The following is an 18,451-nucleotide window of genomic DNA, read 5'->3' on the forward strand; positions in this document are numbered from 1 at the left end:
AATCATCTTGAACCGTTGTGGAATAGTCCCGCTTGGGACGCTTGAGACGACAATGCTAAGGAGAAAGTCATGGCTCAACCGGATCCGCAGGCCACCGCTGCAACCGGCATCGATATGGCTATGAATGGAGTGACGGCCACGTCGAAGAACTTGCAAGCTTTCGCCACCGAAATCGCACAAATGTCTAAGCAGTCATTGGAACATGCGACGGAAGCCGCAGAAAAGCTGCGCAATGCGCATGGCATAGAGGAGGTCATGGCGATACAGACAAGCTTCGTCAAAGAGGCATTCGAACATGCCGCCCAGCACACGCGAAAATTCACCGAACTGATGTCGGCGTTTCCGATGGAATTGACCAAGACTTATCAGGAGGCTTGGATGAAAGCGGTGAATGCGGCGGCGAAAACCACCGAGACGGCCAGTCAGACCGTCGCAGCCAATGTTGAGCGGTTTTCCGAATCTATTCGCAAGAGCTAAGGCCTGAATCCACAAGATCCGAATTATCGGATTTCGGTTACCAATTAAATTCGGGGATGTGAAACATCGTCAATTCGCCGATCTGCTCTGGCGCAGGGGACGTAATATGCTTTGAGCCTCAAGTTTGTCGCCAATTCCTTGGATCAAGCCGGACCGAGCAAGGCGTTTTCCGGAACGCTCGGTGCCGGGTTGATGATTTTATCCTCCGCTCCATCCTGCAATTGCGCTTTGGCCTGCTCCATGCTGCGGCTCCTTCTTCTTCGCCATGCTGAGGCCATCGCCCATTCCGCCAGCGGCGACTTGGAAAGACCGCTAACGGCGATGGGGCGCGCCGACGCCCGACGCATGGGGGCTTATTTCCGGAAGTCCGGTCTCGCCCCCGACTTCGTCCTCGTCTCACCAGCGCAGCGGGCCCGAGAAACGTTGGAGATGGTTGAGCATGAATTGATGCAAAAGCCGGCCTGCGCCACAGACTCTTCGCTTCACGCCGCAAGCGTGAGCACGCTTCAAGCCTTGCTTGCGCGAGCGCCGCGTGAAGCTCAGACCTTGATGATCGTCGGGCACAATCCTGGCCTTGCGCAATTTGCGAACATGCTCGTGGGCGATGGCGCAAACCACGACCTCGCCCAAATGCGCAACCATTTCCCCGCGCCGTGTCTCGCCATCATCGACTTTCCGCAAGACAATTGGAGCGCGGCGCATGCTGGCGGCGGGCATCTCGATCGTTTTGTTACACCCGCCGCTTTGCCGGGGCAGGACATATGATTGCGCAGAGCGTCCTAAAACGTTTCCCAATCAGATGGAGTCATCTGATCGAAAAGGAACCGCTCAGATTCAATGAGTTGGAGCATGTTCTTATGAGATGTCGGACATATCCGACATCTCATAAGAACATGCTCTAGGCCGTCGCCAGAAATGGGGCATGCGCATGCTTCCTGAGATTTTCGGCCTGGTTGTTTGGCTTGCGAGCGGCGTCCCCACGACAAGCCAGATCGACTCCGACTTGCGGGCCTTGTCTCAGCCCCTCGCCGCGCTCCGGCAGATTTCCTTTCTTTCGCTCCCCGCCAAAGCCGCCTTCCGGCCAGCCGAACGGGCGGTTACGAATTGGCGCATCGAAGCGGCTGGAAATCTCGATCTCCCTCCCCAATCCATGGCGAAAGTTGTCGCCGGCGCCGACGCCTCCGGCGTTCCCCGCTGCGTGAAACTCAATAATTATTGGTGCATCAAGCGGGCGGGCTGGGCCGGCGAGATCGCGGCCGACGCCGAGGGCCATGTCGCGTTCGCGTCCGCCATCGAAGGGGCGATCGTCGCGGCGGTTTTGCTCCGCCGTTATTACCTGATCTACAATCGCCGGACAGCGCAGGCGATCCTCTCGCGCTGGGCTCCCGCCCAATGCGGAAGCCCAGCAAGCGCGATCCGACCCAGCCCAAAGAGCCGGCCGATCAGCATTGGTCAGCGCGCCCTGGCTCCGCGCGGCATAGGCAATACGCTACGCGCGCGTTGGCTCGCCGCGCATCGGCCAGGTTTCACCGGTGGCGGCAAGGCTGCGCCGCCTCGCTCGATCGTCGCGGATCGGCCAATCGCCCTCTTGCGGGCGCCGGAAATCGCCGTTGGCATGGGCGAAGACGGCCGCGACCGCGCGCCGATGAAACTGGCCGCGCTCGACCTCGCCCTGCCCATGGCGTCCGTCGGCGGCGGCGCTCCTTGCCCGGACGAAAGCCAGCGTATCCACAATTACGCTTTGCGTGCGATCCAAGGCATCGCTTCTAGCCCCGACGAGGATTTGCATCTCTTTTCGCCGGACGGGACGCCAGGGCCCAACCTGCCGCGCCTCATGCAAAATATGGCCAAAGTGGAAATCGGCCCCTTGGCGGCGGGATCGGAATTGATCGCAGCCGCCGTCGAAGCGGAGATGCGGCGAAATCAAGCCGCGGCGGCGCTCGCCGGCCCGGCTCCATCGGCGCAGTGAAGGACTTTTCGACAGGACGATTCCATCAGGTTGCATCGAACCAATTCTGCATTTCGGCGCCTGCAGCTACATATCTTCAGTGGAACATCGCGAAAGCGGGGCGCAGAGCGCTTCCCGCTCTTAAGGCGGTGGAAACAGGCCATCGGTCCCGATTTGCCGCGTCGTCCTGTCTTGCGGGGGATTCCGCATCGTCTGAAAATGCTTTATCGCTACGATCTTGAACGATTCCTTATTGAGCACATGGCTCCATGCGGTCGGCAAGCGCCCGCGCGCGGCGCCCTCTCGCCATATCGAAAGGAAGGGCTCAACGCCCCCATTCCCCGCACGGCTCGTCTCCATCCGCACGAGGCGCGAGCCGATTTTTGTTTATGACGCTTTGCATTGATCGGAATCGATCCATTGAATAGAAAGCCGGAATTCTCGTTTTGCCCCTGATCTCAGATCTTCTCTTCGAAGCCCGCGCCGTCGCGCAAAATCTTGCCGAATACGCCAGCGGCCCGCATATTCGCCTTGGCGTCACAGGGCTGTCGCGCGCGGGCAAGACCGTTTTCATCACCGCGCTTGTCGAACATCTGACCAAGGCGGCGCGCCCTTCCCTGCGCGGGCGCCGAAATCCGTTGCCAGTGTTCCGCGTCCTCGCCGACGGACGTTTGCTTGGCGGCGCGCTCGAGCCGCAGCCCGACGATGCGGTGCCGCGCTTCGCCTACGAAGATCACGTCGCGGCCTTGACCGGTCCCAATGGCCGGGTCGAGGATCGTCATTGGCCGCAATCGACGCGGCGCATTTCCGAACTGCGTCTGCGCCTCGATTTCGAACAAAAGAGCGGCATGCGCCCCGGCCGTCATTCGCTGGCCATCGACATCGTCGATTATCCCGGCGAATGGCTGCTCGACTTGCCCTTGCTCTCAAAATCCTTCGCGCAATGGTCACGGGAGACCTTTATTGCCTCCGCTGGCGCAGCAAGAGCGCCGCTGGCGGCGCAATGGCGCGGATACACCGTCAATACCGACCCGCGCGCCAAGGCCAATGAGGACGACGCCCGCCGCGCGGCCGAGCTTTTCACCAATTATCTTCGCGCCTGCCGCGCCGATGATTACAGCTTTTCAAGCCTGCCGCCGGGCCGCTTCCTGATGCCGGGCGACCTGGAGGGTTCGCCGGCCCTCACTTTTGTTCCCCTCGCCGTCGAAGAAGGCGAAATCTATGCGCCCGATTCGCTCGCCGCCATGATGGAGCGGCGCTTCGAGGCCTATAAAGCCCATGTCGTTAAGCCGTTCTTTCGCGATCATTTCGCTAGGCTCGACCGCCAGATCGTTCTCGTCGACGCTCTCGCCGCGCTCAACGCAGGGCCGGCCGCGATGCGCGATCTCGAAACCGCGATCACCGATGTCCTGACCGCTTTTCGCGCCGGCCGCGGCGGCCTGCTCTCGACGCTGTTCCGGCCGAAGATCGACAAGATCCTTTTCGCCGCCACAAAGGCGGATCATCTGCACCACACGAGCCACGACCGGCTCGAGGCGATCTTGCGCCATCTCACCGCAAGAGCCATTGCCAGGGTCGAGACTGTGGGCGCGGAGGTCGACGTGATCGCGCTCGCCGCGGTGCGGGCGACGCGCGAGGCCAAAGTCAATGGCCATGGCGAACCGGCGCTCGACGCGGTCATCGGGACGCCGCTCGATCAGGAGCGCATCGGCGATGAGGTTTTCGACGGCAAGACCGAAGCGGCGATCTTTCCGGGCGAACTTCCCAGCGATCCAAAGCGGGTCTTCGCCGGCGGGCCCCTCGCTGTGCTGGCCAATCAGATCGATTACCGTTTCGTTCGGTTCCGTCCGCCGATTCCGGCGCGCGGCGAGGATGGAGCTCCGTTTCCGCCACCCCATATCCGGCTTGACCGCGCGCTTCAGTTCCTCCTTGGCGATAAGCTGACATGACGCAATCGACATGACGAGCATGGTTGCTAGAACGCTGTCCGATCGAATGGAGTCATTCGATCGATCAGAAATCGATCACGCTCCTTATCTTTTGTTTCCCCGCATGATCCTGGCCACGAGGCCAACGTTTTCTTGGACAGGATCATGCTCCAGAGGTTCCTCCCGTGCAGCCTGACCAACGACGCCCGCCCCGCGCATTCCGCCTCGATGATCTGAACCAGAGCTTCGCCGGTTCGGCGAGCGAAAAGCCGCGCGGTCCGGTGGTGATTGAAGCGGCGCGCGACCCCTTCGAAGCCGAAGCCGAAGCTTTGATGGCGGCGCGCGACATCGACGAAGAAGCAGTCGAGGAGGCGCAGCAGCGCGGCATCGTCGCCCGCTCGCTGTTTTCCTGGGCGGGTCTCTTCTGGTCGGCCGCGGGCGGGCTTGTGACGCTCGCCATGGGACTTTGGCTGACCAAGCTTGTGGATGATCTTTTCGCCCGCGCGCCGGCCTTCGGGGCCATCGGCCTCGTCCTCGCCAGTCTCGCCGGGCTCGCGCTCTTCGTTCTCGCGGCGCGCGAGATTGCCGGCGTTCTGCGGCAACGCCATATCGCCGACCTTCATGCCGGTCTCGCCCGCGCGCGCGAGACCGACGACTTCAAGGAGGCGCGGCGGCGGATCGGCGAACTCGCCTCGCTTTACGCCGGGCGGCCAGAGACCTCCATCGCCCGGGCGGAGCTTCGCCAGCACGCGCATGAAATTGTCGACGGCCGCGACCTCATCGACATCGCCGAACGCACGCTGGTGATGCCGCTCGACCTTGACGTTGAGCGTGAAATCGCCCGCGCCGCCAAACGCGTTTCCGTGGTGACCGCGCTCGCGCCAAAGGCGTTCATCGACGTCATCTTCGTTGCCGCGCAAGCCATCCGGCTGATCCGGCGCATTGCGGTGATTTATGGCGGCCGGCCGGGCTTGTTCGGCTTTTTCAAGCTCTTGCGCTCGATCGGCGCGCATATCGCGATCACCGGCGGAATGGCGGCCGGAGACAGCCTAATCCAGCAGCTCCTCGGCCATGGCCTCGCCGCGAAATTATCGGCGCGCCTTGGCGAGGGGGTTCTGAACGGGCTCTTGACGGCTCGCGTCGGGCTCTCCGCGATGGCCGTCTGCCGTCCGATGCCCTTTGCGAGCAGCCGGGCGCCCGGCGTCAACGATGTCGCGCCTTTCCTGTTCAGCAAGCCTGATGCAAAGAGCTGACGGGACATGGTCGCGTTCGCCGCGTGCGGCGGACGGCTCCATCCCCGCGGCGCGGCTTGCGCGGCAAGACTGTCAGCTTACAGCTTTTGGATCGAATGTTGACCGCAAGACGATCACCGCCGCCTTTCCAAAGCCATAGCTGGTCACGACAAGGCTTGTCAGAAGACACACAAGAAAGAGTTTGGGGAATATTCCGTCCGGCGGTGTGGGGCTGTCGAGGACAGGAAACATGGCCTGCAGGACAAACAGGCTCGAATTGGTGAAGGCGCCAACGACCATCGCCCAGCGGACATGCCAAGGCAGAGGGACCCTCGTTGCATAGACGCCGAGAATGAGCGCGGTCATCAACAAAAAGTCGATGTGCCCTTGCAGCACGCGGGTGAATTTTCCCGGAAAAATGCTTTTCACAAAAGGAATGCCGAAATCCAATCCAACAAGACACCAAGCCAGGACCAAAGCGGCCAGCAGCCAAAGGCAGGCGCCCCGGAGCAGAACTATATTTCCGGCCGTATCAGAGTCTTTGTTCATCGTGGCTTTCCCTATTCAAACCCGGCGGACGTGATCCGCCGCTTCACTCTCCTTAGCGATTTGGGCGATGACGCGCTTGCATAGGACAGAACAAAAGTTGACTGCAACGGCTCTTTGAGAAGAGAAAATCCGGATGGTCTTTTTTCGAGGTGACGCCGCGCGATGAGTTGCGATCCGCCTTCCACATCCGAACCGGCCGCCCAAGGCCAAAGCGGGCCTTTAAGGTTTTCGACCCGCGATATCCCCCCGACCGAGCGCGTGAGTTGGCTGCGTGAGGTCATTTGCCGGGAATATGCCCAGGTTGAAGTGACCTTGCCCGCGCGTCAAATCTTGTCCCAAGATCTGAGGATATACCCTTGGAACGAGCTCCGGCTGTCTGTCGTCCAATGCAACGGCGTCGCCCTCGAACGCCTTCCCCGCGCGCCGCAGCGCGTCAGCCAGGACTGCTATTTCGCCGTTGTGTTAATCTCCGGCAACTATTGTCTGGAGCAGGACGGGCGGGAGGCTGTTCTGCGGCCGGGCGATATGACCCTTTATGATGCGACCCGGCCGCACCGGATTCAGTGCCCAGGGGATTTCGTGAAGCTTATTTTGTCGATCCCAAGGCCGCTTTTGCGGGAGCGCATGCCAGACATCGAACACTGTACCGCACTGCCCATGCCCGGCGCCGGAGGGATCGGCGCCGTGACTTCGAATTTCCTGCGCGCGTCGAGCCAGCAAGCCGACGAGCTCACGACGCTTGAAACTTCGTCCCTCGCCGAGCAGGCGCTCGATTTGCTCACTCTGTCAGCGGCCTCGGCCCGGCCAGCCAGCTTCGCCGTCTCAAGAAGCCGATCGGTGTCCATGCGCCGCGTCAAGCTCTTGATTGAAAAATGCCTTGCCGATTGCGATCTCGACACCGCCATAATCGCCCGCCGCGCGGGCCTGTCGGCGCGCTATGTCAACGCCCTTTTCGGCGACGAAGGGACCTCGCTCATGCGCTACGTGTGGAGGCTCAGGCTCGAGAATTGCGCGAAGGACATGCAGGACCCACGGCGCGCCGGCGATGCTATCTCCGACATCGCGTTTCGCTGGGGATTTAACGACGCTTCGCATTTCAGCCGCGCCTTCAGGCGACAGTTCGGCCGCGCGCCGAGGGAATTTCGACAGCGGCGATAAGCGCCGCGCGACGGCAATTGCCACGCGGCCCCCTCCGGCTCACCCTCTCAAAGCGGGCTCGTTCAAGACCCTCTCGTCCTTCGAGACGGGCTCTTTCGAGCCCTCCTCAGGATGAGGGCCCGTGCGATGAACTTAGTTCTTGTCCTTATCGACCAGCTTGTTGGCGCCGATCCAGGGCATCATCGCGCGGAGCCTTGCGCCGACCTCCTCGATCGGATGGCCGGCCGCCTTGGCCCGCATCGCCTTGAACGAGGTCTGGTTGACTTCGTTTTCGAGCATCCAATCGCGGGTGAACCGGCCCGATTGAATGTCGTTCAAGACGCGCTTCATCTCGGCCTTGGTCTCCGCCGTCACAATGCGCGGTCCGGTGACATATTCGCCGTATTCGGCGGTGTTCGAGACCGAATAATTCATCGTTGCGATGCCGCCCTCATAGATGAGATCGACGATCAGCTTCACCTCGTGGAGACATTCGAAATAGGCCATTTCCGGCGCGTATCCCGCCTCGACCAGGGTTTCGAAGCCGTTGCGGATGAGTTCGACGAGACCGCCGCAGAGCACGACCTGTTCGCCGAAAAGATCTGTCTCGCATTCCTCCCGGAATGTCGTCTCGATAATGCCGGCGCGCCCGCCGCCAAGCGCCGACGCATAGGAGAGCCCGAGGTCATGGGCGTGGCCGGACGGGTTCCGCTCGACCGCGATGAGACAGGGCACGCCGCCGCCGCGCTTATATTCCGAGCGCACGGTATGGCCAGGACCCTTCGGCGCGACCATCAATATGTCGAGATCGCCGCGCGGCTCGATCAGATTGAAATGAATGTTGAGGCCATGCGCGAACAGCAGGGCCGCGCCCTGCTTCAGATTTTTGCTGAGGTGATCGCGATAGATGTCGCGCTGCAATTCGTCGGGCGCCAGCATCATCACGACATCGGCCCATTTGGCGGCCTCGGCGACGCTCTTGACCTCCAGCCCTTCCTTTTCCGCCTTCTTGGCGGTGGCGGAATCCTCGCGCAAAGCGACGCAGACCTCTTTCACGCCTGAATCCCTGAGGTTCAAGGCATGCGCATGGCCTTGGCTGCCAAAGCCGATGATGGCGACTTTCTTGCCCTTGATGAGATTGATGTCGGCATCTCGATCGTAATAGACGCGCATGGCGTGACGTTTCCTCGTGCAATCGGCGGGCTTTCACCGCCTCGAATGGTGTGGATGGTTTCTTTTAGGCCGCGGCGCGGCTGCGGTCAAAACGCCCGCAGGCGCCCGTTCGCCCCTCAAATCGGATTGGGGCCGCGCGAGATCGCCGCAACGCCGGTGCGCGCCACTTCAACAAGCCCGATCGGCCGCATGAGGTCGATGAACTGATCGATCTTGCCGACATTGCCGGTAAGCTCGAAGACGAAGCTCTCGATCGAAGCGTCGATGACCCTTGCCCGAAAGGCGTCGGCGAGGCGCAAAGCCTCGTCGCGGCAGGCGCCCTTTCCGGCGACCTTGATCATCGCGAGTTCGCGCTCGACGGCGCCGCCGCGCAGCGTCAGGTCGGTCACTTTGTGGATCGGAACGAGACGCTCCAGCTGATGCCCGATCTGCTCGATCGCCTCGGGCGTGCCGGAGGTGACGATGGTGATGCGCGACAAATGCTCGGCATGGGCGACCTCGGCGACGGTCAGGCTCTCGATATTGTAGCCGCGCCCGGAGAAAAGCCCGACGACGCGGGCAAGCACGCCCGGCTCGTTGTCGACCAGGACCGAGAGCGTGTGGACCTCGATATTCGACTTGCCGACAGCCGAGGAATAAGGCGAAAGGGGAGCCGTGGGAGCGTTCATGTTCCTACACCAGCATCTTGCCAGAGGCGTCGATCACGGTTCCGATATCGTCGTCCTGATCGGGAAGAATCATTTCATTATGGGCCTTGCCGGAGGGGATCATCGGCAGACAGTTCTCGGTCTTGTCGACGATGCAATCGAACATCACGGTTCGCGGCGTATCGATCATTTCGAGGATCGCCTCGTCGAGCTTGGCCGGGTCCGAACAGCGAATGCCATGCGCGCCATAGGCTTCGGCGAGCTTGACGAAATCGGGCAAGGCCTCCGAATAGCTCTCGGAATAGCGCCCGCCATGCAGCAGCTCCTGCCATTGCCGGACCATCCCCATATATTCATTGTTGAGGATGAAGATCTTGACCGGCAGGCGATATTGCGCGGCGGTCGAGAGTTCCTGCATGTTCATGAGGATCGAGGCCTCGCCGGCGATGTCGATGACCAGCGCGCCGGGATGCGCCATCTGCGCGCCAATCGCCGCCGGCAAGCCGTAGCCCATGGTGCCGAGGCCCCCGCTCGTCATCCAGCGATTGGGCTCCTCGAAATGATAATGCTGCGCAGCCCACATCTGATGCTGCCCGACCTCGGTCGTGATGTAAGCATCGCGCCCCTTGGTCAATTCATACAGGCGCTGAACCGCGTATTGCGGCTTGATCACCTCGTTCGAAGCCTTGAACGAAAGCGACTTGCGCGCCCGCCACTTGTCGATCTGCGTCCACCATCTGGCGAGCGCCGCCGATTCGATCGAAATTTTCTTGGCGCGGAAGAGGTCGATCATCTGGCGCAGCACATGCGCGCAATCGCCGATGATGCCGAGATCGACCTTCACGTTCTTGTTGATCGAGGACGGATCGATGTCGACATGGATCTTCTTCGAGCCCGGCGAGAAAGCGTCGAGGCGCCCGGTGATGCGATCGTCGAACCGCGCGCCAATGGCGATCATCAAATCGCAATCATGCATCGCATTATTGGCCTCGAACGTGCCGTGCATGCCAAGCATGCCAAGCCAGTTCTCGCCCGAGGCCGGATAGGCGCCGAGCCCCATCAAGGTGGAGGTGACCGGAAATCCCGTGAGGCCGACGAGTTCGCGCAGCAGAAGCGAGGCTTCGAGTCCGGAGTTAATGATCCCGCCGCCGGTATAGAAAATCGGACGCTTGGCGCCCGCCATGAGCGCGACCGCTTGCGCGATTTTGTCGGCGTCGCCTTCGAGCTTCGGCTTATAGGTCTTGTGTTCGATCTTATGCGGTCCGGAATAGGCGCCTATCGCAAACTGCACGTCTTTCGGGATGTCGATGACGACCGGACCCGGACGCCCATTCTGGGCGACGTAAAAGGCCTCGTGCAGAATGCGCGCGAGATCATCGATTTGGCGCACGAGATAATTGTGCTTGGTGCAATGGCGGGTGATGCCGACCGTGTCGCATTCCTGAAAGGCGTCGGAGCCGATGAGATGCGTCGGAACCTGACCGGTGATGCAGACGAGCGGGATCGAATCCATAAGGGCGTCGGTCAAGCCGGTGATGGCGTTTGTGGCCCCCGGCCCGGAGGTCACGAGCAGCACGCCGACCTTGCCGCTGGAGCGCGCGAAGCCTTCGGCGGCATGCGCCGCTCCTTGTTCGTGGCGCACCAGCACATGCTTGATCTGGTCCTGGTGGAACAGGGCGTCGTAGATCGGCAGCACCGCGCCGCCCGGATAGCCGAAGATCGTGTCGACGCCTTGATCCTGCAACGCTCGGACGACCATTTCCGCGCCGGTCAACAGATTGGACATGTCTTGGCTCCGAGTGTTCCTGGCTCCAAGCGCTCTTGGATCCAGCCGTGGTTTCATATTCTTTTTCAGCTTCCGGGCAATAAAAAAGGCCCCTGAGGGCCTGGGATATGCGCCAGATCGGGAAAAGCGGAGCCTATCTCCGTCCCATCTCCGGCGCGCATGTTACGACAAGAATCATTTTCACGAAGGTTGCCCCGATCAAAAACCAAGCCAATCTATAACGGTCGTAACCGCCATCGTCAATATCGGCGGCGGCGCGGCGGGCCGCTTTTTTATCGTCTTTTTACATGTAGATATGCCGCTTGGATTGGAAAGGCGGCGTCGAAGCGGATGCCGGCAATAATTGTCCCGGCCGCGTCTGTTTCCTGCCAATGGCATGCGCCAAGCCCGCGCATATCCGCGCCGTTCCCCTTTAGGCGCCCGATTCCGCAAGATTTTCAGCGCCAAAGCCGCCGAAAAGACCTTCTATCTTGCGCCTGGAACCCACCCGATGCCGGGCGCGCCGACTTCGCTCCCAGACCCATGATCTTTCAAAGGCGCGTGCGGTCGCGTAGGGATAGGACATGACAGAAGCCAAACCGACCTTGCCCACGCCGCCAACCGAGCCCTCGACGCCAGCTGCGCCCTCGACGCCAAGTCTGCTCCGCGTCCGGGCGCGGGCGCTGCTGCTCGGCGACCGGATCGACGCCGCCGGCCTCGAGCGCTCCGACATGATCTCGGCGACGCCGCTCGCCTTCAATGTCGGCGCGAATGGATTTGTCGCGCTGTATCGGTTTGGCGTCGCGGTCATGATCGGCCTTTCGCCGCTCGAAGAAGACGATGTGCTCAAACAGGTGAAATTGCGGGTGTCGGGACCGCATGCGCATATCGACGACGAATCCGCCATACTCGAAATCTCGCCGGACCATGGCGACAAGATCCCGCCGGGCGGCGCGATCGCGATGAAGGATCTTTCCGAGCAGCGTCTGCTCGTCGTCTCCGATGCGCTCGCCAAGACCGTTTCGCTCGGCCGCGACGAGCGCGAGGTCAATTCCGTCTTCGACATTATCGAGCCCTTCGCCGCCGATCTCGCGCGCAATGGCCGGCCGCCCTGGAAACGCCGCTCGATGCTGAAACTGATTGGCCAGACGCTGCTCGTCCAGCATCGCCTGTCGGGCCGCGTCGCCGTCGAGGAAAAGCCCGACGTGCTCTGGGACCGGCCCGATCTCGAGCGGCTTTATGCCCGCCTCGAAGACGAATATGAATTGAAGGAGCGCGCCGAAACCTTAAAGCGCAAGCTCGACATGATTGTCGAGACCGCGCGCGCCCTGACCGACATGATCGACGCCGATCGGGCCACCCGCCTCGAGGCGACCATCGTCGTCCTGATCATCGCCGAAATTATCATCACAATCGGCCAGATCATTGTCGGGCGTCATTGAGCCAGCGCCGCCAGCGCCAAAGCCTCCGCCTCTTCCGCCGAGCCCCATCGAAACCCAGGCAGTTGATGCCGCGCGAAGGTCAATTGTCGCTTGGCGTATTGGCGGGTGTCGAGCTTGGCGCGCTGGGCCGCCTCCGCCAAGGAAATCGCGCCGTTGAGATGCGCGATGAGATGCGGCGCGCCATGCGCGCGCATGATCGGCAGCGCCGGGTCGAGGCCGCGCTGGCGCAGCGCCGCAGCCTCCTGCAGCGCCCCCGCCTCGAGCATGGCGTCGAAACGGGCATCGATCCGTTGCGCCAAAAGGCTCCGCTCCGGCGCGAGAAACACCGCGAGCGCGCTGCTCTGATCGATAAGCGGCGCCGTCCGAGCGGCTTGGAACGATGTAAGGCTTGTCCCCGTCGCCTCGAAAACCTCGAGCGCGCGCAAAATCCGCTGCGGATCGGTCGGCCGCAAACGCGCGGCGCTCGCCGGATCGCGACGGGCAAGTTCAGCGTGCAAGGCCGCAACCGGAATATTTTGCGCCCACGCGCGGATGCCTTCGCGCACTTCATCGGGCACCGGGGGGATGGCCGAAAGCCCCTGCGTCAGCGCCTTGAAATAGAGGCCGGTCCCGCCGACGAAGATCGGCAAGCGCCCAGCGCTCCTTGCTTCATCAAGCGCAAGGGAGGCATCCTTCAGCCAGAGGCCGACAGAATGATTGATCGCGCCGTCGACATGGCCAAACAGCCGGTGCGGCGCCTTGGCCTCGTCTTGCGCATCTGGGCGCGCCGTCAGCACCCGCAGATCGCGGTAGACCTGCATCGAATCGGCATTGATCAACACGCCGTCAAAGGCACGGGCAAGGCGAAGCGCCAGGGCGGATTTGCCGCTCGCCGTCGGTCCCGCGATGAGAATGGTTGAAATAGGGGTCAATACGGTCCGGAGGTCCTATCGTTTTGGACCTGAAGCGTCTCTGGGGCGGCGATTCCCGAACGCCGCTACCGGCGCGATTTTGGCCGGGAATGCTCTGTTGCGCCGTCACATCGCATAATCTTATCCAAAAAGTCTGCAACTTTTTGGGACCATGCGCTACACGGCCTGCCGCAACTCGCGCGGCAGCGGGAAAAACACGCCCTCGTCTGCGGTGGACACCGTCTCGACGCTCAATTCGAAGCGCTGCGCGAAGGCATCCATGATTTCCTCGACAAGAATTTCAGGCGCCGAGGCCCCGGCGGTGATTCCGAGCGAGGAAATATTGGCAAACAAATCCCATTCGACGTCGTCGGCGCGCAGCACGAGACGGGCGAGCTTGCAGCCCGAGCGTTCGGCGACTTCCTTCAGCCGTTGCGAATTGGAGGAATTCGATGAGCCCACGACAAGCAAGGCGTCGACAACCGGCGCAATGCGTTTCACCGCCTCCTGCCGATTTGTGGTCGCGTAGCAAATGTCCTCGCGATGCGGCCCCATGATTTGCGGGAACCGCCGCGTCAAAGCTTCCACCATGCAGCGCGTATCGTCGACCGAAAGCGTCGTTTGCGTGACATAGGCCAGATTATTCTCGTCCAAAGGCTGCAATGTCGCGATATCGTCGAGCGTCTGAACCAGAATGATCGAACCGCTCGGCAATTGACCCAAGGTGCCAACCACTTCGGGATGTCCGGCATGGCCGACGAGGAGAACCTGGCGGCCTTGCCTGTGATGCAATTCAGCTTCGCGATGTACTTTCGTCACCAGCGGGCAAGTCGCGTCGATTGCGAAAATATTACGCGCCTCGGCATCCGCCGGGATCGATTTCGGCACCCCATGCGCGGAAAAAATCACCGGCTGCGTCGTGTCGGGAACTTCATCGAGCTCCTCGACAAAAATCGCGCCCTTGGATTTGAGCGTTTCGACGACATATTTATTATGGACGATCTCATGGCGAACATAGACCGGAGCGCCGTGAATCCGCAGCGCCTCCTCCACAGCATCGATGGCGCGAACGACGCCCGCGCAGAAGCCGCGCGGCGCGCAAAGGAGGACGTGTAATTTTGGCTTGACGGTCATGCGGCCCTTGGTCCGGATTCGCCCACGTTTATGAGTTAGCGGCTTCGCCTGTCAAGTGCGCGCTGGCGCCGCGCCTTCAAGATAAAAATTTATTGAGAGCGCGCGCCGCTCATCGCCGCGCGGCGAAAAACCGACGCAGCAAATCCCCCGCTTCGCTTTCGCGAATGCCGCCATAGAGTTCCGGCGCATGGTGGCAGGTCGGCAGCGCGAAGAAACGCGGACCGTGCTCCACCGCGCCGCCCTTCGGGTCCGCCGCGCCCCAATAGAGCCGCCGCACGCGGGCGAAGGAAATCGCCGCCGCGCACATGGCGCAAGGCTCAAGCGTCACATAAAGATCGCAGCCGGTCAGCCGCTCCGAGCCGAGCGTCCGGCACGCCGAACGAATCGCCAGGATTTCGGCATGCGCGGTCGGGTCCTTATCCAAAAGCACCCGATTGCCGGCGCTCGACACAATCTCGCCGGCGCGAACGATCACCGCCCCGACCGGCACTTCGCCGCGCCGAAAGGCGCCTTGCGCTTCGGCAAAGGCGCATGACATTGGGTCCGACTTAGGAGCAGACCTGGGATCAGCGCTGACATCGTCTTGCAATCGCCTATCCTCGAAGACGGCTTAGCTTCAGCTCCCGCCGGCGCGACGAATGCTGATAGCCTGTTTCCCTTTTACTCTCGCATTCTGCTATCAGGAATGATGCAAGATCATCCGACCAAGAACCGGCCTCCGTCGCGCGGCGCGCCCCGCCCGTCAAACAGCAAAGGCGCGCCCAAGCACAAAGGCGCGGCGAAGTTCAACGCGTCCAAATTCGATGCGTCCAAGCCAGGCGCGCGCCCGGCGCGCGGCAAAGCGCCAGCGATCGGCGCGAAATCAAAACGTGAGCCGGCCGAAGGCATCCGCCAGCCGCGCCAGAAGATCGCGCCTAAGTCTTTCTCCGGCGACAGAAACGCCGGTCCGCGACCCGAGAATGCGCCCAAAAAGACTCCAGGAGCGGCGTTCCGCTCGGATTCGACGGGAAAGCGCTCCGGCCATGCAGGCGCTCGAAAGCCAAACAAGGCGCGCGACGTCGAAGCGCGGGGCCGACAATCGCATCATCAAGACGCGGATCATCAGGAAATCCTTGCCCTGGAAGCCCTTGGCGAAGAAGCCGGCGCCGGGACGCAACGGATCGCCAAGGTCATGGCGCGGGCCGGGGCCTGCTCTCGCCGCGACGCCGAAGCCTGGATCGGCGAAGGCCGGGTCGCGTTGAATGGCGTCGTGCTGACCAACCCCGCGATCAATGTCGGCGACGCCGACCAAATCACGATCGATGGCGAACCGCTCGCCCAGCGCGCGCGGACGCGGGTGTTCCTGTTCCACAAACCACGTGGCCTCGTCACGACGGAGCGCGATCCCGAGGGCCGGCCAACGGTTTTCGACTATCTTCGCGAGCATTGGCCAGAAGGTCCGCGCGTCGTCAGCATCGGCCGGCTCGACATCAACACCGAGGGGCTCTTGCTGCTCACCAATGATGGCGGGCTCGCGCGCGTCCTTGAACTTCCCTCGACCGGATGGCTCCGGCGTTATCGCGTCCGCGCCAAGGGCGAAACCGATCAGGGCGTTCTTGACCGTCTCCGCCAGGGGGTGACCATCGATGGCGTCGATTACGTCGGCGTCGAAGCGACATTCGATCGCCAGCAGGGCGCCAATAGCTGGCTGACCATGGGATTGCGCGAGGGCAAGAACCGCGAGGTCAAGCGCGTGCTCGAACATATCGGGCTAGAGGTCAATCGCCTCATCAGGCTGTCGTTTGGACCGTTTCAGCTTGGCGAACTCGCGGAGGGCGCGGTCGACGAGGTGCGCACGCGCGTGCTGCGCGACCAGCTTGGACCTTCGCTCGCGGCCGCCGCCGGCGCGGATTTCTTGAGCCCAACGGGCGACGAAATGGAGCCTCCGCCGGCGTCCGAGCCGCCACGCCAAAGACAGGCGGGGACAAGGGGAGGCTCCGATCGCGCGAGCGCGCAGCGCCCGCCGTCCATGAGAGCATCCGGCCAACCAGACCGTGCGAAAGAGACGCGCCAATATAGCGCCCGCCCTTTCGAGAAAAACGCGCGTGAATCGCGGCGACCCGACCCTCAAGCCCAAACAAAGGGCAATGAAGCGAGGGGCAAACCCGCGCCCGGCCCACGCAAGCATATTTCCGCCTTGCGCACGGAAGACGGCGCTGGACGGGGAGCGCGCAAGCGCATCGAGCGGGCCGAAACCGAGGATCGCAGCGGCCGGACCGTCCGTGTCGAGCGGCTTGTCTCCACCGCAAGCAAGGACAAGCGGCAAGGCAGCCGCGAACCGCCGACGACCCGCAATGGTCGCCGCTTCGAAGCCGAGCGCAAAAACCGCGAGGGCGAGAGCGCCCGCCCGGCGCGCCGCTCCAGCGGATTTTCGGGGGCGGAGGGTTCGCGCGGGCCCAAGCGGGAGCGCTCGCAAAGGCCAGCGGGAGTGCAGGAGCGTCCCGCCTTCGGTTCGCGCAAAACCGAGCGGGACAGAACCTCCGATCGCCCGCAAGGGCCGACCCAATATGCAGCCAAGCCCCAACGGAACTATGAAGGAAAGCGCGGCGAGCCAAATCGCGGAGCACCCGAAGATCGCGCCGCTGCGCCAAAGCGTCCGGCGCGCCCGGCGGGCAAGACGGAGAGCGCTCGTCCGTTTAGCGCAGGCCGGTCCGCTGGCGGCGGCAAGTTCGCGGCGGCCGGCGGCTACAAAGGCGGCGGAAAGCCGGGCGGCAAAGGCGGCCCTGCGCGCGGGGCCGGAGCTGGAAGAAATGGGCCCAGCAAAGGGCGCCCGCGCGGCAAGCCTTGAGGCTACATGCGCATCGTCGGCGGCAGCTTAAGAGGCCGGGTGCTGAAGGGTCCCGCCGCGGACGCAATCCGGCCGACTTCGGACCGCCTGCGCGAGACGCTTTTCAACATTCTCGTTCACTCCTACGGCGATCCGATCCAAGGCGCGCGCGTCCTTGATCTTTTCGCCGGCACCGGAGCCCTGGCGCTTGAATCCCTGTCGCGCGGCGCGACTTGCGCCACGCTCGTCGACCAGGGCGCGGAAGCTTACGCCCTCATCCGCGCCAATGTCTCCGCTCTCGGCCTTGGCGATGGCGCGCGAATCCTGCGCCGCGACGCGCGCAAACTGGGGCAAGCGCCAGAGGGCGAACGCTACAATCTCGCCTTTCTCGATCCGCCCTATGGCCGGGGCCTCGCGCCGCCGGCGCTCATCGCCTTGCGCGATGGCGGCTGGCTCGAAAAGGACGCGCTCGTCCTCGTTGAGGAAAATGCCCAAGCGGATGTCCCTTTGCCGGAGGGCTTCGCACTACTCGAAACTCGCCGCTACGGCGATACGCAAGTGCTGTTTGTCCGCGCAATGTAGCCGGCCGTTCAAGGCAGGCCCGCGCTACTTCCCTACACGACGTTTGTTGCGCAATGCATATGTTGCAATGGGCGACGCATGAGCACGACCCCTCGTCCTTCGAGATGCGAGCTTCGCTCGCTCCTCAGGATGAGGGATCGATTATGGCCTGGCGTTAAGCGGCGGAAGAAGCAATTCCGATCAGGGCATCAACACCTTGTTGATGACATGGATCACGCCATTCGACTGCAGCACATCGGCGATCGTGATGCGCGCGGTGCGGCCCTTCGAATCGGTGATGTCGAAAGCCTTGCCTCTTTCCGTGATGGTAAGCGGCTCGCCCTGCACGCTCTTGAGCATCGCCTGACCGCCGCCTTGTTTCACAGCGTCGGCAAGATCGGCCGTCGTCAAACGGCCCGGCAGCACATGATAGGTCAGGACGGCAGAGAGCTGATCCTTGTTCTCTGGCTTCAGCAACCCTTCGACGGTTCCCGCGGGAAGCTGATTAAACGCGGCGTTGGTCGGCGCGAAAACCGTGAACGGACCGGCGCCTTGCAACGTATCGACGAGGCCCGCCGCCTTGACCGCCGCGACGAGCGTTGTGTTGTCCTTGGAGTTGACGGCGTTCTGGATGATGTTCTTGCTCGGATACATGGCCGCGCCGCCGACCATCTTGGTCATTTCGGCGAAGGCTGTTCCGGAGAGTCCAGCAACGGAGATGAAAGCGGCGGCAAATGCGATGCGATTGAATTTCATGGATGC

General features: G+C 62.4%; 17 protein-coding genes. 9 read left to right on the plus strand and 8 right to left on the minus strand.

The window, feature by feature from the left end:
• Nucleotides 1-69: 69 nt before the first annotated feature.
• The 5 genes from DL86_RS17355 to DL86_RS17380 all read left to right on the plus strand — a co-directional run bounded on the left by DL86_RS17355 (nt 70) and on the right by DL86_RS17380 (nt 5,606).
• Nucleotides 70-477, plus strand: coding sequence for a phasin family protein (locus DL86_RS17355; protein WP_036264235.1), 408 nt, complete (start codon nt 70-72; stop codon nt 475-477).
• Between the two features lie 240 nt (nt 478-717).
• Nucleotides 718-1,242 (plus strand): SixA phosphatase family protein, encoded by a 525-nt coding sequence (locus DL86_RS17360; RefSeq protein ID WP_036264554.1) that lies wholly within the window; start codon nt 718-720, stop codon nt 1,240-1,242.
• A gap of 163 nt (nt 1,243-1,405) precedes the next feature.
• The gene (locus DL86_RS17365) at nt 1,406-2,446 is read left to right on the plus strand and encodes a hypothetical protein (RefSeq protein WP_156964729.1); all 1,041 of its coding nucleotides are present in this window, start codon (nt 1,406-1,408) and stop codon (nt 2,444-2,446) included.
• Between the two features lie 425 nt (nt 2,447-2,871).
• Entirely contained in the window at nt 2,872-4,374 is a 1,503-nt protein-coding gene (locus tag DL86_RS17375; RefSeq protein WP_084573008.1) for a YcjX family GTP-binding protein, read from the plus strand.
• Nucleotides 4,375-4,538: 164 nt separating this feature from the next.
• Nucleotides 4,539-5,606, plus strand: coding sequence for a YcjF family protein (locus DL86_RS17380; protein ID WP_036264242.1), 1,068 nt, complete (start codon nt 4,539-4,541; stop codon nt 5,604-5,606).
• A gap of 72 nt (nt 5,607-5,678) precedes the next feature.
• Here DL86_RS17380 and DL86_RS17385 read toward each other — a convergent pair whose 3' ends face one another.
• Nucleotides 5,679-6,134, minus strand: a complete 456-nt coding sequence (locus DL86_RS17385) for a hypothetical protein (RefSeq protein ID WP_036264244.1) — start codon at nt 6,132-6,134, stop codon at nt 5,679-5,681.
• 258 nt (nt 6,135-6,392) lie between these two features.
• On the opposite strand from DL86_RS17385, the gene DL86_RS17390 reads away from it, so the two are divergent.
• Nucleotides 6,393-7,292 carry an AraC-like ligand-binding domain-containing protein gene (locus DL86_RS17390; RefSeq protein ID WP_245276423.1) on the plus strand — a complete coding sequence of 300 codons (900 nt, stop codon included), beginning with the start codon at nt 6,393-6,395 and terminating at the stop codon, nt 7,290-7,292.
• Nucleotides 7,293-7,424: 132 nt separating this feature from the next.
• Here the strand turns inward: DL86_RS17390 and ilvC are convergent, their stop codons facing one another.
• The 3 genes from ilvC to DL86_RS17405 form a co-directional block, all read right to left on the minus strand.
• Nucleotides 7,425-8,444: a ketol-acid reductoisomerase gene (ilvC, locus tag DL86_RS17395; RefSeq protein WP_036264247.1), complete on the minus strand. Its 1,020-nt coding sequence runs from the start codon at nt 8,442-8,444 to the stop codon at nt 7,425-7,427.
• Nucleotides 8,445-8,560: 116 nt separating this feature from the next.
• On the minus strand, nt 8,561-9,112 hold the full coding sequence (ilvN, locus tag DL86_RS17400) for an acetolactate synthase small subunit (protein WP_036264249.1): 552 nt from the start codon (nt 9,110-9,112) through the stop codon (nt 8,561-8,563).
• A 4-nt stretch (nt 9,113-9,116) separates the two neighbouring features.
• On the minus strand, nt 9,117-10,877 hold the full coding sequence (locus DL86_RS17405; RefSeq protein WP_036264250.1) for an acetolactate synthase 3 large subunit: 1,761 nt from the start codon (nt 10,875-10,877) through the stop codon (nt 9,117-9,119).
• 563 nt (nt 10,878-11,440) lie between these two features.
• Between DL86_RS17405 and DL86_RS17410 the strand changes: the two genes are divergently transcribed.
• The gene (locus tag DL86_RS17410; RefSeq protein WP_036264251.1) at nt 11,441-12,298 is read left to right on the plus strand and encodes an RMD1 family protein; all 858 of its coding nucleotides are present in this window, start codon (nt 11,441-11,443) and stop codon (nt 12,296-12,298) included.
• Here DL86_RS17410 and miaA read toward each other — a convergent pair.
• The 3 genes from miaA to DL86_RS17425 form a co-directional block, all read right to left on the minus strand.
• The gene (gene miaA / locus DL86_RS17415; protein WP_051953691.1) at nt 12,292-13,209 is read right to left on the minus strand and encodes a tRNA (adenosine(37)-N6)-dimethylallyltransferase MiaA; all 918 of its coding nucleotides are present in this window, start codon (nt 13,207-13,209) and stop codon (nt 12,292-12,294) included. The two genes, DL86_RS17410 and miaA, sit on opposite strands and share 7 nt — an antisense overlap.
• Nucleotides 13,210-13,365: 156 nt before the next feature.
• Nucleotides 13,366-14,322, minus strand: a complete 957-nt coding sequence (ispH, locus tag DL86_RS17420; RefSeq protein WP_051953693.1) for a 4-hydroxy-3-methylbut-2-enyl diphosphate reductase — start codon at nt 14,320-14,322, stop codon at nt 13,366-13,368.
• 109 nt (nt 14,323-14,431) lie between these two features.
• Nucleotides 14,432-14,860 carry a nucleoside deaminase gene (locus DL86_RS17425; protein WP_036264253.1) on the minus strand — a complete coding sequence of 143 codons (429 nt, stop codon included), beginning with the start codon at nt 14,858-14,860 and terminating at the stop codon, nt 14,432-14,434.
• A gap of 147 nt (nt 14,861-15,007) precedes the next feature.
• Between DL86_RS17425 and DL86_RS17430 the strand changes: the two genes are divergently transcribed.
• Together DL86_RS17430 and rsmD are read left to right on the plus strand one after the other, a co-directional pair.
• On the plus strand, nt 15,008-17,149 hold the full coding sequence (locus DL86_RS17430; RefSeq protein ID WP_051953695.1) for a pseudouridine synthase: 2,142 nt from the start codon (nt 15,008-15,010) through the stop codon (nt 17,147-17,149).
• A 6-nt stretch (nt 17,150-17,155) separates the two neighbouring features.
• Nucleotides 17,156-17,710, plus strand: a complete 555-nt coding sequence (gene rsmD / locus DL86_RS17435) for a 16S rRNA (guanine(966)-N(2))-methyltransferase RsmD (RefSeq protein WP_036264255.1) — start codon at nt 17,156-17,158, stop codon at nt 17,708-17,710.
• A 180-nt stretch (nt 17,711-17,890) separates the two neighbouring features.
• Here the strand turns inward: rsmD and DL86_RS17440 are convergent, their stop codons facing one another.
• The gene (locus DL86_RS17440; protein WP_036264257.1) at nt 17,891-18,445 is read right to left on the minus strand and encodes a fasciclin domain-containing protein; all 555 of its coding nucleotides are present in this window, start codon (nt 18,443-18,445) and stop codon (nt 17,891-17,893) included.
• Nucleotides 18,446-18,451 lie beyond the last annotated feature (6 nt).

Source organism: Methylocapsa aurea, assembly GCF_000746085.1.
In the GTDB taxonomy this organism is placed as follows: Bacteria; Pseudomonadota; Alphaproteobacteria; order Rhizobiales; family Beijerinckiaceae; genus Methylocapsa; species Methylocapsa aurea.

What these genes read in the sequence shown, in the direction of transcription:
- DL86_RS17355 (WP_036264235.1), top strand. Translation starts at nt 70, where the DNA reads ATGGCTCAACCGGATCCGCAGGCCACCGCTGCAACCGGCATCGATATG.
- DL86_RS17360 (WP_036264554.1), top strand. Translation starts at nt 718, where the DNA reads ATGCTGCGGCTCCTTCTTCTTCGCCATGCTGAGGCCATCGCCCATTCC.
- DL86_RS17365 (WP_156964729.1), top strand. Translation starts at nt 1,406, where the DNA reads ATGCTTCCTGAGATTTTCGGCCTGGTTGTTTGGCTTGCGAGCGGCGTC.
- DL86_RS17385 (WP_036264244.1), bottom strand. Translation starts at nt 6,134, where the DNA reads ATGAACAAAGACTCTGATACGGCCGGAAATATAGTTCTGCTCCGGGGC.
- ilvC (WP_036264247.1), bottom strand. Translation starts at nt 8,444, where the DNA reads ATGCGCGTCTATTACGATCGAGATGCCGACATCAATCTCATCAAGGGC.
- ilvN (WP_036264249.1), bottom strand. Translation starts at nt 9,112, where the DNA reads ATGAACGCTCCCACGGCTCCCCTTTCGCCTTATTCCTCGGCTGTCGGC.
- DL86_RS17405 (WP_036264250.1), bottom strand. Translation starts at nt 10,877, where the DNA reads ATGTCCAATCTGTTGACCGGCGCGGAAATGGTCGTCCGAGCGTTGCAG.
- DL86_RS17410 (WP_036264251.1), top strand. Translation starts at nt 11,441, where the DNA reads ATGACAGAAGCCAAACCGACCTTGCCCACGCCGCCAACCGAGCCCTCG.
- ispH (WP_051953693.1), bottom strand. Translation starts at nt 14,322, where the DNA reads ATGACCGTCAAGCCAAAATTACACGTCCTCCTTTGCGCGCCGCGCGGC.
- DL86_RS17425 (WP_036264253.1), bottom strand. Translation starts at nt 14,860, where the DNA reads ATGTCATGCGCCTTTGCCGAAGCGCAAGGCGCCTTTCGGCGCGGCGAA.
- DL86_RS17430 (WP_051953695.1), top strand. Translation starts at nt 15,008, where the DNA reads ATGATGCAAGATCATCCGACCAAGAACCGGCCTCCGTCGCGCGGCGCG.
- rsmD (WP_036264255.1), top strand. Translation starts at nt 17,156, where the DNA reads ATGCGCATCGTCGGCGGCAGCTTAAGAGGCCGGGTGCTGAAGGGTCCC.
- DL86_RS17440 (WP_036264257.1), bottom strand. Translation starts at nt 18,445, where the DNA reads ATGAAATTCAATCGCATCGCATTTGCCGCCGCTTTCATCTCCGTTGCT.